Annotated in this window: 7 protein-coding genes and 1 pseudogene; 2 read left to right on the top strand and 6 right to left on the bottom strand. The window is 41.0% G+C overall.

The window, feature by feature from the left end; translation table 11 throughout:
- Positions 1-5,409, bottom strand: a 5,409-nt coding sequence (locus HMPREF2571_RS09520; RefSeq protein ID WP_141760082.1) for a Spy0128 family protein, incomplete at its 3' end; no start/stop codon positions are given.
- A gap of 1,178 nt (positions 5,410-6,587) precedes the next feature.
- Between HMPREF2571_RS09520 and HMPREF2571_RS09515 the strand changes: the two genes are divergently transcribed.
- Positions 6,588-8,111 carry an ATP-binding cassette domain-containing protein gene (locus HMPREF2571_RS09515; RefSeq protein WP_070848011.1) on the top strand — a complete coding sequence of 508 codons (1,524 nt, stop codon included), beginning with the start codon at positions 6,588-6,590 and terminating at the stop codon, positions 8,109-8,111.
- Positions 8,112-8,205: 94 nt separating this feature from the next.
- Here HMPREF2571_RS09515 and HMPREF2571_RS09510 read toward each other — a convergent pair whose 3' ends face one another.
- Both HMPREF2571_RS09510 and HMPREF2571_RS09505 read right to left on the bottom strand, forming a co-directional pair.
- Positions 8,206-10,074 carry an ABC transporter ATP-binding protein gene (locus HMPREF2571_RS09510; protein ID WP_014632841.1) on the bottom strand — a complete coding sequence of 623 codons (1,869 nt, stop codon included), beginning with the start codon at positions 10,072-10,074 and terminating at the stop codon, positions 8,206-8,208.
- Positions 10,064-11,809, bottom strand: coding sequence for an ABC transporter ATP-binding protein (locus tag HMPREF2571_RS09505; RefSeq protein WP_070848008.1), 1,746 nt, complete (start codon positions 11,807-11,809; stop codon positions 10,064-10,066). The genes HMPREF2571_RS09510 and HMPREF2571_RS09505 overlap by 11 nt, the downstream gene beginning before the upstream one ends.
- Positions 11,810-12,354: 545 nt before the next feature.
- Between HMPREF2571_RS09505 and gshAB the strand changes: the two genes are divergently transcribed.
- The gene (gshAB, locus tag HMPREF2571_RS09500) at positions 12,355-14,619 is read left to right on the top strand and encodes a bifunctional glutamate--cysteine ligase GshA/glutathione synthetase GshB (RefSeq protein ID WP_070848005.1); all 2,265 of its coding nucleotides are present in this window, start codon (positions 12,355-12,357) and stop codon (positions 14,617-14,619) included.
- 62 nt (positions 14,620-14,681) lie between these two features.
- Here gshAB and HMPREF2571_RS09495 read toward each other — a convergent pair whose 3' ends face one another.
- From HMPREF2571_RS09495 to HMPREF2571_RS09485, 3 genes and pseudogenes are all read right to left on the bottom strand, one after another.
- On the bottom strand, positions 14,682-15,278 hold the full coding sequence (locus HMPREF2571_RS09495; protein WP_002886876.1) for a hypothetical protein: 597 nt from the start codon (positions 15,276-15,278) through the stop codon (positions 14,682-14,684).
- On the bottom strand, positions 15,259-16,788 hold the full coding sequence (locus tag HMPREF2571_RS09490; protein WP_002886875.1) for a DUF1310 family protein: 1,530 nt from the start codon (positions 16,786-16,788) through the stop codon (positions 15,259-15,261). The genes HMPREF2571_RS09495 and HMPREF2571_RS09490 overlap by 20 nt, the downstream gene beginning before the upstream one ends.
- 105 nt (positions 16,789-16,893) lie before the next feature.
- Positions 16,894-17,190, bottom strand: a pseudogene (locus tag HMPREF2571_RS09485) (N-acetyltransferase); the annotation flags it as partial.

The following is a 17,190-nucleotide window of genomic DNA, read 5'->3' as shown; positions in this document are numbered from 1 at the left end:
TTTCGTGAAGCCAGCTTTAAGGGTCGCTGTGATCACGCCACCAGTATTTGCAATATCAAACTTAGAAGTAACATCTGCACCAGTCACACTATCGTAAACCTTGATTGAGTTCACATCCAATTTAGCTTCATCATAGTTATCTGTGATGCCGACTGTTTGAATATTTTCAGTGTTGGTTGCGCTAAATTGTGTTGTATCCAACCATACTTGGTAAACCAATTTAGAGCCTGGTTTCACTGTCTTCGTATTCAAGTTTTCTGGTTCATTGTTAGCTGTACCATCCGCATATGGATTAACGTTTGTATCACCATACTTGTCTGCCAATTCAGAATCATCGTCAAGCAACTTGTCGCCTGTGATATCGAATTTTTCTGTAGAAACAACGTATTTTTCTGGATTGAACTTAGGTTCTTCAGGTGGTTTCACCGTATTGTTAAACTCTTTATCCGATGCATCTTGGTCCAAGTGTGCAACGATAGCTTTAGCCGTACCATCTTTTTGGATAGTGACTGTAATCGTCGCAACCATGGTATCGTATGTCACCGTTGCATCTGAACCCGCAACTTCATTTACTGTATAAGTATAAGTTTTTCCAAGATCAGCATGGGTGAACTGAAGTGCTTTAAAGTTAATCTTGGCAACACCATTGGCATTTGGTGCATCATTTTGGGCATCAGCAACCTTAACGCCATCTTTTCGGAGTTCAAAAGTAAATTCATTAGCCTGAAGCTGACGACCATCAAGTCTCTTAGTGAAGTTAAGAGGAAGTGAGATTGGAAGATTTACGACACGTTTTTGTGTTGGTTTTTCTGGCTTAGTGATATCTCTTTTTGTCGGATCGTACTGGTGAACAATTTGATTTGCCGTATTTTCGATATCAACACCATTTGGAGTCGTCATCTTGACTGTAGCAGGAATATCAAATTTGTAGTAACGGCCAAACTCGAACTTAGTTGTGTCGATAACTTTATCTTTGATAAATTCGTCTTTAGAAGTTGCAGTGATTTCTCCGTTGTTTACTGTGATGACAAACTTAGAGGTCACATCTGCACCAGTTACTGAATCGTAAGCTTTGATATCTGCAACATTGATCTCCAGTTTGTCAGCTTCATATTTATCTGAAATACCAACAGCTTGAATATTGTCACTTGCTTTCAATTTTGTTGTATCCAACCATACTTGGTAGACAATCTTATCGCCCTTCTTAACTGTCTTGGTATTCAAGTTTTCAGGTTCATTGTTGGTTGTGCCATCCACATATGGGTTAGCATTTGTATCTACATACTCATCTGCCAACTCGTCATCATCATCCATCAACTTGTTACCAGTGATGTCGTATTCCTTTTTGTTAACAATGAATTTTTCTGGTTGGAAGTCAGGCGTTGTTGGAGGAGTGACGGTGTTGTTAAACTCTGTGTCTCCTCCTGGATAAGTTACCGTTGGTTTCAAAGTGTGGTCTGCATTCTTAGAAACAGTCACAGAAACCTCAGCAACCATACTATCATATGTGACACCAAATTCCTTGTTTGAAGGAACTTTTTCACTGACATAATACTTAATTGTTTGACCAACTTGAGCATTTTTCACTTTTGGAAGTTGATTAAAGGTTACCACACCATTCGCATCATTGGTACCAGTAGCAACGACTGTACCAGCTGAATCCTTCATTTCAAATGTAAATTCATTAGCTTTAAGGGAACGACCCACCAAGGCTTTTTTGAAATCTACTCTGATTGGAATTGCAGGAACGACAAAATTGTTGAAGACTCTGTCATTGGCATCTGTTGCTTCACCACCTGATGAAGTCATCACCGTACTTGCTGACAATAGACCCGTATTGGCATCTTTTGTTACAGTAACCTTAACATTGATTGTCATCGCATCATAATCAACATCTGAGTTTGTTCCAGCTACTTCTTTTACAGTGTAGTTATAGACACCAGCTTTATCAAATGACAACGTACTAAAGTTAATCTTACCATTAGCTTTATTTGTTACCGTTTCATTAACATTACCGTCACCAGTCAATTTAAAGCTGAAATCACCAGCATTAAGCGTACCATTTGAAAGAGACTTATCGAACTCAAGGTTTACTTTTACTGGGTTCGGTGTGAAGGTATTGTTAAATTCTTTATCTACACCCGTCGTTGGGTTACCATTAGCATCAATACCATTAACTGATGAGTAAGTTGTAGCAGTTGTCAAAGTATGACCTGTCTTAGTAACTGTAACAGCTACTTTCGCTTCCATTTGGTCATAAGACATACCAGCTTCGGCTGTTGTTGGCACAACCTCTTTTACAGTGTAGTTAAAGGTCTTGCTGTCATTTCGCTTTCCTGCAGAATTTGTTCCAAGATCACTAACCTTGTATTTAATGCCCGTGAATTTAATATTACCGTTCGCATCATTTTTTGCAGTCCCAACTACTGTACCTGCTTCATTCAAAAGATTAAAAGTAAACTCATTTGCTTTTAGATTACGACCAGATAATTTCTTTGTGAAATCAAATTCAACGTTTACCGGAGCTACGACAAAGTTGTTGAATTCAGTATCAGTACCGGTTTTTTCTTTTGGATTTGTTGCTGAAACATTAGTGCCTGTTTCTTTTCCTTTGTCATCTTGACCCTTTTCTGAAGTGTACGTAACAGTATATTCATACTCACCCAAGTAGTTGCCAGAAGCGTCTTTCTTTTCTGTAACTGTAACGGTTGCAGTAACGCTCATTTCATCATAGTCAACTTCAGTATCAGAACCAGCTACTTCTGTAATACGATATTTATAGATACCAACTTTGTCTAATTGGATAAGAGATACTTCTTTTTCAGCACCATCAGCTTGTGTTATTTTTTGAGTGAAGGGAATAGAACCATCTTCCTTGTTTGTTACTGTCGCATTAATAGCCGGTCCATCTTTTTCGAGTGGATTAGCAGGATCTGCCGCAACATTTGTTATATTAAAGGAGAAGGCTCCCTTTTTCAATTCAGGTTGTACTGTCGTATTAAGACTCTTTAGGACTTTCTTTAGCTTAAGTTCAATATCAATAGGTTCGTTTTTTACATAATAGTAAACCGTTTCATAGCTAGGTGACAATTTGTTTTCCAAACGGAAAATGTTACCTGAAGCAACTGGAACACCATTAATCGTATAGGACGTATCCGAGCTACCACGGTTTACATAAAACTCACCTGCAGAAGAATAACGTGGACTATATTGAGCAGCCTCAGTAGCACTTACAGGATTTTCTTTAACTTCAACATTATTTTGTGCTACATTCCCAGCCCAGGACATTCGATAGAAAGTGCCATCTGGACGTTTATAAATAAAGTCTGCGCCTGAACCTCTAGCAAACTCTAAGTCACCCTTATAGTTAGTGTTTTGTTTATCTGAGAAAATAGCAAAAGGTTGCCCCTTAACAAGCTTATCTCTATACTCAGGTTTAAGACCTGGATAGCTTGGCGTATTATTATCTCTATTCCAACCAGCATCATCAATGGTAGGGTTCTTACCAAGATCTTCTGGATGGTCAATTTTGTTATTGCTTCCCGGACGAATGACTGTCTCGTAAACTTTTACATATCCATCAGTATTTACGTCTTTAGCAATCTTGTTTAAGCTATCAGACTTAATGGCCCACATTTCGATACGGACGGTACCATCCTCTTTGACAACTTCCTTAATACGTTTAACAGCACCCTCTGCATTGGCGACGTCAAACCAACGTTGACCTACTTGATAAGGCTTTTTAAGCACATCTACAAGTGAGCGAGGATCCGCTGTTTGATAAAGACTGTAACCTTCAAAAGCACGAAGGGCTGAGGCATGGAAATCCTGTCCCTCCATAGCAGTTAGAGTAAAGCTACCAAGACTTTCTTCGTTTCCAGTTTCTCTATATGACTGTGTACCAACATCTGGTGTACCATCTTTATTTACAAGTTTATAATCACCCGCAGTAGATGAGTTTTTAATATAGTTCCCATTTGTATCTTGAACAAATTTACCGACAAGACGATTCATATCATAAGTTGATGCATTTTTATCAACAACTTTATAATACGTTGTTTTATGAGTTAGACGTGGAATGTAGTATTGTGGATCCGTGATTGTAGTACCTTCGTTAGCAGGATTAACTACATCATAGATTTGAATAGCCGAACGTTGGCCATCAAAATCAGTAGCACTACCATTGTATTTCCAAGTTGCACGTAGAGCTGGACGGTTTGTCTTATCTGCATCCACAATATTTTCAAAACGGAACTCAATATAGGCCTGCTTAGCCCCAGAAATAGGAGCAAGTGTAGCTTGACCTAAGTTAACAGTACCAGCACCATTGATTTGTTTTGTTTCTTTAACAGTGTTTGTAGCACCATCTACCAACTCAATGGTTACATTTGTAGAGTTGTCGTATGGTTTAGACATACGATAATAGTACTTCGTGTTGTATGCTTTATTGAATCCCATCAAATCAGTAACGAGATAAGTATACTGAGAAGTATTTGGATTCAATTGGTAGTTAATACCAGCTGTAATATGATCATTTGGATCTTTTGGCGTAGGTACAACAAGAGGACGGTTAGTAATCGTTGCTCCGTTAGGATCACTCATAGTTGGTGTCGCTGTTGCTGCACCAGTTGTATGACTTGTTGATTCTGGATTATCAAGCGAACGACGTCTACGACTGCTACGACTACGTACTTCTGTTGCAGTTCCTGCAGCGGACATTGGGTTCGCCGTCAACATTGTTGTCAAGGCTGCTGTATTCGCAGCAGACGTTGGACTTGGTGTTGACGTTGTCAAAGTTGTCGTTGCAGGTTGTGCCACTGATGCCGATGTAGGCTGTGTTGAAGCGACTGGCTGAGTAGCTGTAGGCGCTGATACAGGTTGTGTTGTAGCCGTCGGTTGTGTTGTTGGAGCAACCGGCTGTGCCACTGTAGGTTGTACCGCTGTTGGAGTTACAGCTGATGTGCTAGTTGCACCTGTTGAAGAAGAAGTTGCTGAACCTACAGATGTAGTACCCGCAGCTGTTGGAGTTGAGCTAGCAGTAGCTGCAGCCGTTGCTGTTGTCGCTGGTGCTGTAGCTATAGACGTTGTTTCTGTTGTTGAAGCACTTGCTACTTCAGAAGCTGGTGATACCAAAGCAACTGTTGACGTAGATGTTGCAGAAGCGGATGGGGAAGTCACGCTAGCTGCTGGATTTGATTGGGGTGCTGTTGTCGTAGTATTGACTAAACTACTTGAACTTTCTCCTGCTACTGATGTGCCCGGATTACCCGCCGATACAGTTGGAGTCCCTACTTCATCTGCCTGTGCACTATGAGCAGCAAAAAGTGCTGTTCCTAGCAAGACTGAAGCGACACCAAACGAATATTTACGCAATGAAAAGCGTTGGCGTCTATTAAAAAAGTCTTTCATTAAAAATCTCCCTCTAAAAGATAGTTAGTTATAGGTCACATGATTATAAGTCAGTTTTCTCATAGTCATGATTCACTCCATATTCTAACATTCTGACAATTTACAGTCAAGGTTTTAATCTCACTTTTTTAAAAAAACATTAGTTGTCTGACAATTTTATTGTTTTTACTTCCTGAATTCTATCTAAAATATGTCAAAACTCTTTATTATGGCGTATTTACCAGTTTCTATGAAAATATAAAATTCACTTTCATTTTTAACCTAATCGTCTTGAACATGTTATCATTCTAAACTCCTGAGAAAATAAAACTAGTTTAAATGGCTGATATTCTCATTTATGCTTTAATATTTCTTCTTGTTGAAGCAAAAAATTAACCTATCATATCCGCATGTTAAAAAGTAAGTAAATTTATTTTTTTGTTTTTCAAACACTACAATCATATCTTGACGCATTTACTAATTGAAGTCCAAGAAGTCTATCAGACAGCAAAAAGTACATCACAAATATTAGACACTAAAAAGATTGGCCATGCTCCAAATTGTTCGAGTCAGCCAGAATGTTCATTTATTCAATGTTTGGATTTTATTTTTTTGTAGCAAATAACGTTTGTAAGTAACCTTAATCATTAAGTATAGAAAGGCTTAGACCTTACTGGTTTGAATAATCTTCAACATCTGCTTTTTCAGCTAATTTCAAGAGTAAAATTAACTTCAGCTTCTTTATAACTTTATATAAACTTATTTTCTATAATAAGGTAGAACTGTCCTATTTCTCTCATAGCATAGGTGGAGACTGTTGATAAGGTGCATCGACGGTCTAAGAGGGCTTGATTTTTGATTTTCATTTGACAAAATCCGTTAGACAGCGTAAAATCAAGACAAGTAACATTCGGAGGTAAATGGAGACATGAACAACTAAGTCTATTCACAATAAACCTGCTTTATTTGATAGATTGTTTTCATGTCTTTTTTGCGCTCTTTTTCTGTAGAAAACTTGTTGATGGTAACTGCGTTTTTTTGCGTCCACTCCATCACTATCTCCTAGAGAGCTTTTTAGCTAGATTCAAGACAGTTCTATCTTATAAGGTAGGACTGTTTTTTGACCTTTGATATTGTTTGAAGTAAAAGCCTACTTCCCATGAAACAATATCGACAAATACTCTGACCTAGGAGGTCCTATGATACAGATTCAACACCTAACCATAACACATACCAAGGATTTGCGTGAACTCGTTCATGATCTAAATCTAACGATAGCTCTAGGCGAAAAAGTCGCCATCATTGGGGAGGAAGGCAATGGAAAATCTAGTCTCCTTGTCCTTCTGGTCAATCCAAAAGCACATTTTGAGCATCTATCTTACGAGGGAACTATTAACAAAACAGATAGCCCACAGGTCTATATTCCCCAACAGATTTCGGATAGCTTGCAATCTCTAACCCTTAACGACTACTTCTTTGCGGACACTTATGACCTAGACTATGCCACCCTCTATCGTCTGGCTGATGAACTTCATTTTGATAGTGAGCGTTTTGCTAGTAGTCAGCTTATCTCCACTCTATCAGGTGGTGAGAAACTCAAAATTCAACTCATCCGAGAATTAGCTCGTCCCCACGACGTCATTTTTCTTGATGAGCCCTCAAACGATATGGACTTGACTACTATGACTTGGTTAAAAGACTTTATCAAGCACTCTGATAAAACGATTGTCTATATCTCACATGACGAGGACCTACTAAGCCAGACAGCGGATACCATTATCCATCTGGAACTCCTTAAACGTCGTCGACAGGCGAGGACCAGTGTGGAGCACCTCGACTATGATAACTATAGCCAACAACGCACTGATAGCTACCAACAACAGATGCAGCAAGCGAAAACCGAGAAAAAAGCCTATGACAAAGCCATGGCTAAGCATCGCCGTATCAAACAAAATGTCCAAACCACCCTACGCAATACGCATGATAGTACACAAGGACGATTGGTTGCTAAAAAGATGAAAGCAGTCCTCTCACAAGAAAAACGCTACGACCGCCTTGCCCAAGACATGACACAGATGCCTGAAAAAGAAGATAGCATTGAACTATTCTTCTCTCATATCGACCCTCTACCTCAAGGAAAATATCTCTTAAATCTAGATGAAAAGCAGATAAACATAGCTCCTCACCTGACCATTGACCATCTCAAACTCTCTTTGAAAGGCCAGGAAAAAATTGGTATTGTGGGAGATAACGGCTGCGGTAAATCCACTCTCTTACACTATCTCTACCAAAAACTTAGTCAGAAGACAGACCTGACTATTGGCTACATGCCTCAACGTTATGACACTATCTTGCCACTGGATTTGTCTCCAATAGCGTTTTTGAGTAAGACTGGCGACAAGTCTGAACGAGAAGTTATAAGCTCCCATCTCGCTTACCTCAACTTTAGTCATGATGAAATGAACCATGCAATCTCTGATTTATCTGGAGGACAGAAAGGAAAACTACTCCTGCTGCACCTGGTCTTAGAAAGCCCTCAGCTCCTTATCTTAGATGAACCAACCAGAAATTTTTCGCCCACCTCGCAACCCCAAGTCCGACAGCTCTTCGAGAACTATCCAGGGGCAATTCTGACGGTATCGCATGATGTCAACTACCTCAGACAAGTCTGCCAAAAGATCTATCGTCTAGACTCACAAGGTTTAGAAGAAGTTGAGATTTAAGATCTCAAATCTATCGTTTTTGCAAGAAAAGTCTCAAAAGAAACCTTTTCTTCAGATGCAAAAAAACTCAGGCAAAACCTGAGTTTTTTTAGTCTTAATCAATTTCCAGACCACCGGTATAAAGTCGGTAGTAGGTACCACCTTGTTCCATAAGGCTGTCGTGGTCACCACGTTCAATGATTCGTCCGTGGTCCATAACCATGATAACGTCAGAGTTGACAATGGTTGAAAGACGGTGGGCAATAACGAAGACCGTACGTCCTTCCATAAGTCGGTCCATCCCCTCTTGTACCATTTTTTCAGTACGAGAGTCAATAGAGGATGTCGCCTCGTCAAGGATAAGAACCGGTGCATTGGCAAGGGCAGCACGCGCAATGGCGATAAGCTGACGTTGTCCGTTAGACAAGCCTGCACCATCATCTGTAAGAACAGTGTCATAACCATTGTCCAAATGTTGCACAAAGGAATCCACGTTAGCAATACGGGCAGCTTCAAGAATTTCCTCGCGTGTCGCATCGGCACGGCCATAGGCAATATTTTCAGCGATAGTCCCTGTGAAGAGATGGGTATCTTGAAGCACGATACCAAGTGAGCGACGAAGAGAATCTTTCTCAATCAGCTTGACATCAATACCATCATAAGTAATCACACCAGATTGGATATCGTAGAAACGGTTAATCAAGTTGGTAATCGTCGTCTTACCAGCACCTGTCGCACCCACAAAGGCTACCTTTTGCCCCTTGTCTGCATAGAGGTTAACGTCATGAAGGATTTGTTTCTTACCATCGTAAGAGAAATCAACGTCTTGAAAGACCACATTTCCGACCAACTCGACCAATTCGTAGTCACCATTTGGACGTGGGTGTTTCCAAGCCCAGAGATTGGTTTTCTTGTCTGTCACAACCATCTGATCATCTACCAGTTCGTAATTGACCAAAGTGACCTTACCTTGGTCAACTTCCTCTGGTTCGTCCAGAAGGTCAAAGATACGGTCAGCACCGGCAAGTGCCATAAGAACAAAATTCAGTTGTTGAGAGACCTGAGTAATAGGTCCGTTGAAAGAACGGTTCAATTGTAGGAAGGCCATGAGACCACCGATAGTCAAACCACCGACACCATTAAGGGCAAAGAGTCCACCAACCAAGGCAGTCAAAACAAAGGAAACATTTCCTAAGTTCCCAAGAATTGGCATGAGAACATTGGCATAGCGATTAGCCAAGTAAGAAGATTCAAAAAGTTGCTCGTTAATCTTGTCAAAATCAGCCATGCTTTCTTCTTCGTGGACAAAGGCCTTGACCACTTTTTGACCTGACATCATTTCTTCAATGAAGCCATTTTCAATCCCCAAATTCTTTTGTTGTTCACCAAAGTAACGGCCTGATTTAGCTGATACATTTTTGATGACCATAAACATGATACCTACCATAACTAGGACCACGATAAAGAGGAGAGGACTAACCGTAAGCATGGTCACAGTCACACCGATAAGGGTAATAGTTGTTTGTAGCAACTGTGGAATAGACTGCTCAACAGCCTGACGAAGGGCATCGATGTCGTTGGTGTAGATAGACATGATGTCACCGTGTTGGTGAGTATCAAAGTAGCGAACGGGCAGCTTTTGCATACGAGCAAAGAGCTGATTACGAAGGGAACGCAGAGAATCTTGCGAAATCGTCGCCATGAGGAGTGATGACACATAGTTGGCAATCACACCGATAAGACAGAACACAGCCACTGAAGTCAAGAAATGTAAAAGAGGACCAAAGTCATGGCTACCAGATTTGAGCATGGGCTGAACGTAAACGTCAACCAAGGACTGAATAGAAGCCGTCAAATTGACCGTTGCCAAAGAAGCAACAACAATGAGTATAAAGGCGATAGAAAGTGAAAGTTTATAGTCTTGCCACAAAAAGCGCAAAAGTCTTGCTAAAGAGCCCCAGTTAGCTTTTTTCTTATTTTGCATCTGCTACTCCTTTCCCTTGTGTTTGCATCTTGTAGACGTCACGATAAATGGCATTGTTAGCCACCAATTCATCGTGAGTACCAATGGCATCGATTCGGCCATCATCCATAACAACGATGCGGTCTGCATCTTGGATGGATGAAATACGTTGACCGATGATAATCTTAGTGGTGTCCTTAAGACTTGATGCCAAACCTTGACGAATCAAACTATCTGTCTTAGTATCAACCGCTGATGTTGAATCATCAAGAATCAAGATTTTTGGATTCATGAGGAGGGCACGTGCGATACAGAGACGTTGACGTTGTCCCCCTGAGACATTGGCTCCACCACGTTCAATCTTGGTGTCATAGCCATCCTTAAACTCTTGGATAAATTCATCAGCTTGGGCAATCTTACAAGCTTCAATGATTTCCTCATCTGTCGCCTGTTTATTTCCCCAACGCATATTTTCCTTAATGGTTCCTGAGAAAAGGACGTTGGTTTGAAGCACCATGGCAACTTGCTTACGCAAGCTATCCAAATCATAGTCCTTAACATCGTGGCCTGCAACCTTAACTTGACCGGCTTCCACATCATAAAGACGAGGAATGAGCTGAACCAAGCTTGATTTACCAGAACCTGTTCCACCAAGAATACCGATAACTTCACCAGACTTAATATCAAGCGTAATATCTTTGAGAACATGGGTCTTATCACCATTTTCATCTGTGTATGAGAAATCCACATGCTCAAAACTGATAGAACCATCTGTGACCTCTGTCAAGCCATTTTCAGGTGAAACAATGGTTGAATCAGTGTTGAGCACTTCATTGATACGCTCTACAGAAGCCATAGAGATAGACAACATGACAAAGATCATCATGAACATCATAAGTGAGATTAGGATAGTCATGGTGTAACTGAACATGGAAGTCAATTCACCTGTAGATAGCTTGCCGATAACGATAAGATGAGCACCAAACCAGGAAATCATGAGAAAGGACGCATACATAGACAACATCATGGCTGGGTTAGACATGATAACCACACGAATAGCACGCATGAACATCTTGTAAATGCGGCGTGAAGCTTTCTTGAACTTATCTGTCTCTTCCTGCTCTTTAACGTAGGATTTCACCACACGCATGTTAGTGATATTTTCCTTGATACTGTTATTGAGGTTGTCATAAGCCTCAAACACTTGAGTAAAAAGAGGGTATACGATTTTGGTAATAACAGCCAAAACCAGACCAAGGAAGAGTGTTACACCAACGAAAATCCAAGCCATTTCACCATTAATCAGGAAACTTGCTGCAATGGCAAAAATCAGGTTAAGTGGTGCACGTACACAGATGCGGATAATCATCTGGTAAGAGTTCTGCACGTTGGTAACATCAGTCATCATACGTGTTACCAAACCACCAGCTGAGAACTTATCGATATTTTCAAAAGAGAAGGTTTGAACCTTTTTGAAAATGGCCTGACGTAGATTCTTAGCAAATCCAGCAGAAGCAAAGGCCGCATAGCGTGCCGACTGCATACCGCAGAAAAGCGACAGGAAGGCACAGACCAACATGAGGCCACCATAGAGCCAAATGTTAGACATGTTAGATTGCTGGACACCTTTGTCCAAAAGATTGGCCATGACAAAGGGAATGGAAATCTCAAACATGACTTCTAGCGTCATGAAGAGGGACGCTAGGATTGAGGGTTTCTTGTATTCCTTTATCTGGGCGATCAGGGTTTGAAACATAATTACCTCCGTTTTTTATTCTTTATTCTTTTGATATTTTTCTTTTTTGATGCTTTCTTAAGTGATGGCGGACGTCAGCGACCGACTCAGTCGTTCCATGACTAGTTATCGAGCCAAAGTCTCGATAACTCCGCTTCCTATAACTGCTTCTGCAGTTATAGGAATATCATCACGGCGAAAGCATCGTTATTGGGCAGAGCAAAGCTTAAAACTAACAGTCTTATGCTTATCATTTATCTATAAAAGAACGGTCATACCCTTTTGAGAGCATACAAAAGCCCCTGAGGGCAGACCCTAGGGATTTTTTCGTTCTCATATATATGTCATTAGTATAGGTTAAATTGAGTAAAATTGCAAGTACAATGTCATTTCACTAACATTTGTAAGCATTTTACGATGTTTGATAAAAATATCGTTCTAAAACCTGCTCATTTTTCACAAACTTATCATAAATGTTCGTAAATTATAGCCAAACGTAGCAGAAATTTGTTTTCTGTTCCTATTTATAATAGACTAACACTAACATTAGATGAAAAGGTGACTCTATGACTATAAATCAACTGCTTCAAAAGCTGGAGCCTACCAGCCCTATCCTTCAAGCTAACTTTGGAATTGAACGCGAAAGTCTTCGTGTCGATAGACAGGGAAAATTAGCACATACGCCTCACCCTTCTTGCCTAGGAGCTCGAAGTTTCCACCCTTATATTCAAACAGATTTTTGTGAGTTTCAAATGGAGCTCATCACACCAGTTGCTAAATCTACCACTGAGGCTCGTCGTTTTCTTGGAGCCATTACCGATGTAGCCGGACGTTCCATCAGTAAAGATGAACTTCTATGGCCCTTGTCCATGCCACCTCGTATCAAGGCCCAAGAAATCCAAGTTGCCCAACTGGAAAATGAATTCGAACGCCATTATCGTAACTACTTGGCTGAAAAATACGGAACCAAACTTCAAGCTATCTCAGGTATCCACTATAATATGGAACTTGGGAAAGATTTGGTTGAGGTCCTATTCAAAGAAAGCGACCAGACTGATATGATTGCTTTCAAAAATGCCCTCTATCTTAAGCTGGCCCAGAACTATTTGCGCTACCGTTGGGTAATTACCTATCTCTTTGGTGCTGCACCTGTTGCTGAGCAAGGTTTCTTCGACCAAGAAGTGCCAGAACCCGTGCGTTCCTTCCGTAACAGTGACCATGGTTATGTCAATAAGGAAGAAATCCAAGTATCTTTTGCAAGCCTAGAAGATTATGTCTCTGCCATCGAAAACTATATCGAACAAGGAGATTTGATTGCGGAGAAAGAATTTTACTCAGCTGTTCGTTTCCGTGGACAAAAGGTTAATCGTTCCTTCCTTGACAAGGGAATTACCTATCTGGAATTCCGTAACTTCGACCTCAACCCCTTTGAGCGTATCGGTATTAGCCAAACTACCATGGATACCGTACACCTACTCCTGCTAGCCTTCCTTTGGATGGATGCCCCTGAAAATGTCGATCAGGCTCTGGCTCAAGGTCACGCGCTGAATGAAAAAGTTGCCCTCTCTCATCCTTTAGATTCTCTACCTTCTGAAGCTGAAACTCAGAACATTACGACAGCTCTGGACCAACTGGTGCAACATTTTGGGCTTGGTGACTATCATCAAGGTCTGGTCAAACAAGTCAAAGATGCCTTTGCTGATCCTAGCCAGACACTAGCTGCTCAACTTCTGCCTCATATCAAAGACAAGTCCCTTGCTGACTTTGCCCTTGACAAGGCTCTTGCCTATCATGATTATGACTGGACTGCCCACTATGCTCTTAAGGGTTATGAGGAGATGGAACTTTCTACTCAGATGCTACTCTTTGATGCCATTCAAAAAGGAATCCATTTTGAAATCCTAGATGAGCAGGATCAATTCCTTAAACTCTGGCATAAAGATCATGTTGAGTACGTCAAAAATGGTAACATGACCTCAAAAGACAACTATGTAGTACCTCTTGCCATGGCTAATAAAACCGTGACAAAAAAAATCCTGGCTGACGCTGGTTTCCCTGTTCCCGCAGGCGACGAATTTACCAGTCTAGAACAAGGTCTAGCCTACTATCCTCTTATCAAGGACAAGCAAATTGTGGTTAAACCAAAATCAACCAACTTCGGTCTGGGTATTTCCATTTTCCAAGAGCCTGCCAGCCTTGATAACTATAAGAAAGCCCTAGAGATTGCCTTTGCAGAAGATACAGCTGTTCTTGTTGAAGAATTTATCCCAGGAACCGAATACCGTTTCTTTATCTTGGATGGACGTTGTGAGGCTGTCCTCCTTCGTGTCGCTGCCAATGTTGTCGGTGACGGCAAACACACCATTCGTGAATTGGTCGCTCAGAAAAATGCCAATCCATTGCGAGGACGTGATCACCGCTCACCACTTGAAATCATTGCGCTAGGAGACATCGAACAACTGATGTTAACGCAACAGGGTTATACCCCTGATGATATTCTCCCAGAAGGGAAAAAGGTCAATCTACGTCGTAACTCTAACATTTCTACGGGTGGTGACTCTATTGATGTCACTGAGACCATGGATTCCTCTTACCAAGAATTAGCTGCAGCTATGGCGACTAGCATGGGCGCTTGGGCTTGTGGGGTTGACCTCATTATTCCAGATGAAACCCAACCTGCTAGCAAGGAAAACCCTCATTGCACCTGCATCGAGCTCAACTTTAACCCTTCTATGTATATGCACACCTACTGTGCTGAAGGACCTGGACAAGCTATCACCCCTAAAATCTTAGACAAGCTTTTTCCAGAAGTTGCCACAAATCAAAACTAAAACTTAAATCTTAGGCGCAAAACAAATCACCTTTATCTCGAGATAAAGGTGATTTTGCTTTATTAACCAAACTCTCCTGCTTCTTCCTCAGGATGAGTTTCCATGTACTGGATGTGTTGTATATAGGCATCTTGAGCCTGATTGAAGGCTTCCTGATCACTATAAGGATAATCTATGTAAAAGAGGTCCCGCCAGCCATTCAAGGTTTGGCTATTGTAGAAACCTTGAATCTTTGTGGGAAGAAACTCTTTGTTGTAGCTAATCCGCAACTTGAGTAGAGTCTTATCCTGAAACTGAGTGATGATACTGTTGGAGGTTTCTTGGCCTTCCAGACTAGTCCAAACCTTATTCAGAACAATGTCCTGACTATAGTGATTAGCTTTTATGCGATTTTTGTCCACTGGGAGCTTCTGGGTAGCCTCTAAAAGGTAGGACACCTCTCCTTGAAAATAAGCCTCAATGGTTAAATCCCCAAGACTTGAGCCATATAATAGGCCATCCTTAATAGCAATGTTTGATCCAAAAAGTCTTTGGCCAGACACATCAAAGGACATCCCCTCATCCTGCCCGTAGAGCTTGATGGCATAGGCATCCCTTACACGATAGAAATTTTTAGCGACAAGAACACTATCAAGGGTTTCAGTCTTTTTTGTCCCCACCTTGGGGCTTGTAGGTTTCTTGGTAAAAGCTGTCAAACCCATTAAGCACAAGATGAGAGCGAATATAATCAAGGTAAGCATTGTAGACCTGGAGCCGGTCTTCAGCTTTAACTTGTCTCCATGTTTCAAGGTCTTTCAAGCCTCCTTTTTTAACAATATCAGCATAGCGCCCACCGTTTAAGACATTCTTGGGATTTTTCCACTTCCTAACCATCTTGCGTCTAATCGCATTGTCAGCAGGATGACGAACGTCGAGATAGGTATGGCTATTATTGAGATAGGCTGGTAGGTCAGCATTCAAGCCCTTAGACAGCCCATAGTTAGCAGAATCCGTATCGGCAATGTCAGCGCCAGCTTCAATCTTATAATGCTTAGGATTAGAGTCGATGCTACCGTCTTTCCTTTTCTTGTAGACATTCCACTCAGAAACAAACCTCCCCGTATCCATATTGACAATAAACTCAATAAAACGGGAATTGCTAACTCCATAAGGGCCAATGACACTGGTCTGAGGTAGCTGAATTTTCATGTTCTGCGGATAGGTAAAGTCTCCCAAGCTTCGATTATGGTAGGAAGCACCTGTTGTGTAATCCAGATGAATCTTCTTGTCCTTGCTGTAGGCCAGTAGCTTATCCAAGTCTGTCTTACCCTTGTAGTTGCTCCTAATATAATCCATAGACTGCTTATCAATCCAAGACCTAAAAAGGTGGAGCTTGATACCTAAGTCATCCACCCCAAGCCCTAAATCCGTCTGATAGGTCTCCATAATAGCCTCACGGAAGTAACTGTAAAAAGGACTAGTTGGCTCTAACTTCTTGGAAAATTTATAACCTGACTTCCCTAACTGGAGGAACTGGTACTTGTCCACATAAACCTGCATGTGCTTCATAACCAAATTGAGCTTGTCATGATTAGGGAGTTGAGAAGCTTGGAAAAAGGCCGTATAGGTATCTGAGCCCACTTCCTTACTTTCTTGGTCAATGTCCTGTAAAACCTTGTCTAGCTGGGTCAAGGAAGTCTTTTTCATCTTACTTCTCACCTGAGCCACATAGGCTGGCTTAATGGCCTGATCCCAGTGGTCACGAGCCATAATAGCATCTGCCTTTTGTGAAATCAAGGTCAATCGCTTTTGATAAGACGCGTCCTCCAAGGCCAGCTTTAAAGCCTTTGATGGCGTCGCTTGAACCACAGATAAATCACCGTAGATATCTGCCTTTAGGACAAGATTTACCTGCATATCATAGGAATGATTGATATGGAGAACGAGGTAAATCTTCCCATCTTCCTTCCTAACAGACAAAGCATCGAGTTGATAAGATTGGATAACCCCAGCCTGACTAAGTGCCAGTCTATCTATATTTTCCAAAGAATCCTGATAGATATAGGAAATCTCAGGGTCTTTGACCTTCTTTACCAAAGAGTGATTTCGCTGTCGATTGAAAACCACAAGACCAAGTATGAGGATTACAGCCAGGGCACTTGCCAGATACTGTAAAATTACTTTCTTCATAGTACTTCTATTATAGCATAGGACTCCAAATTAATCTGAAAACGATTGGTAAAGCCTGAAAATAAATGAAAAACAGGCCAACTAAGACCTGCTTAACTAGATTCTTTATAAATCGCTCAAGTGACGATGTTTGATACTAAAATCAAAATAAGCATTTTCCTGAAAGTTTGTGGAATATGTCTCTGTAGGCTTTTTCGTCAAAGTGATCGCCACGATAGAGAATCTCAAAGCTCAAACCTTCATATTCCAAGAAGGCATTGGAAGTCTTAAAACCATTACGCTTATAGAAATCCCAACGCGCCACACGTTGCTCAGGATTGTCGTTAGGTTCATCCAAGCGCTCTACTTCCAAGACCATAGAACGCGATGGTCCCTTGAATATACAATATAAGTGCACAATAA

The sequence above is a fragment of the Streptococcus sp. HMSC068F04 genome (assembly GCF_001837455.1).
Taxonomy (GTDB): domain Bacteria; phylum Bacillota; class Bacilli; order Lactobacillales; family Streptococcaceae; genus Streptococcus; species Streptococcus salivarius_D.
This window is presented reverse-complemented; position numbering and strand designations above follow the sequence as displayed.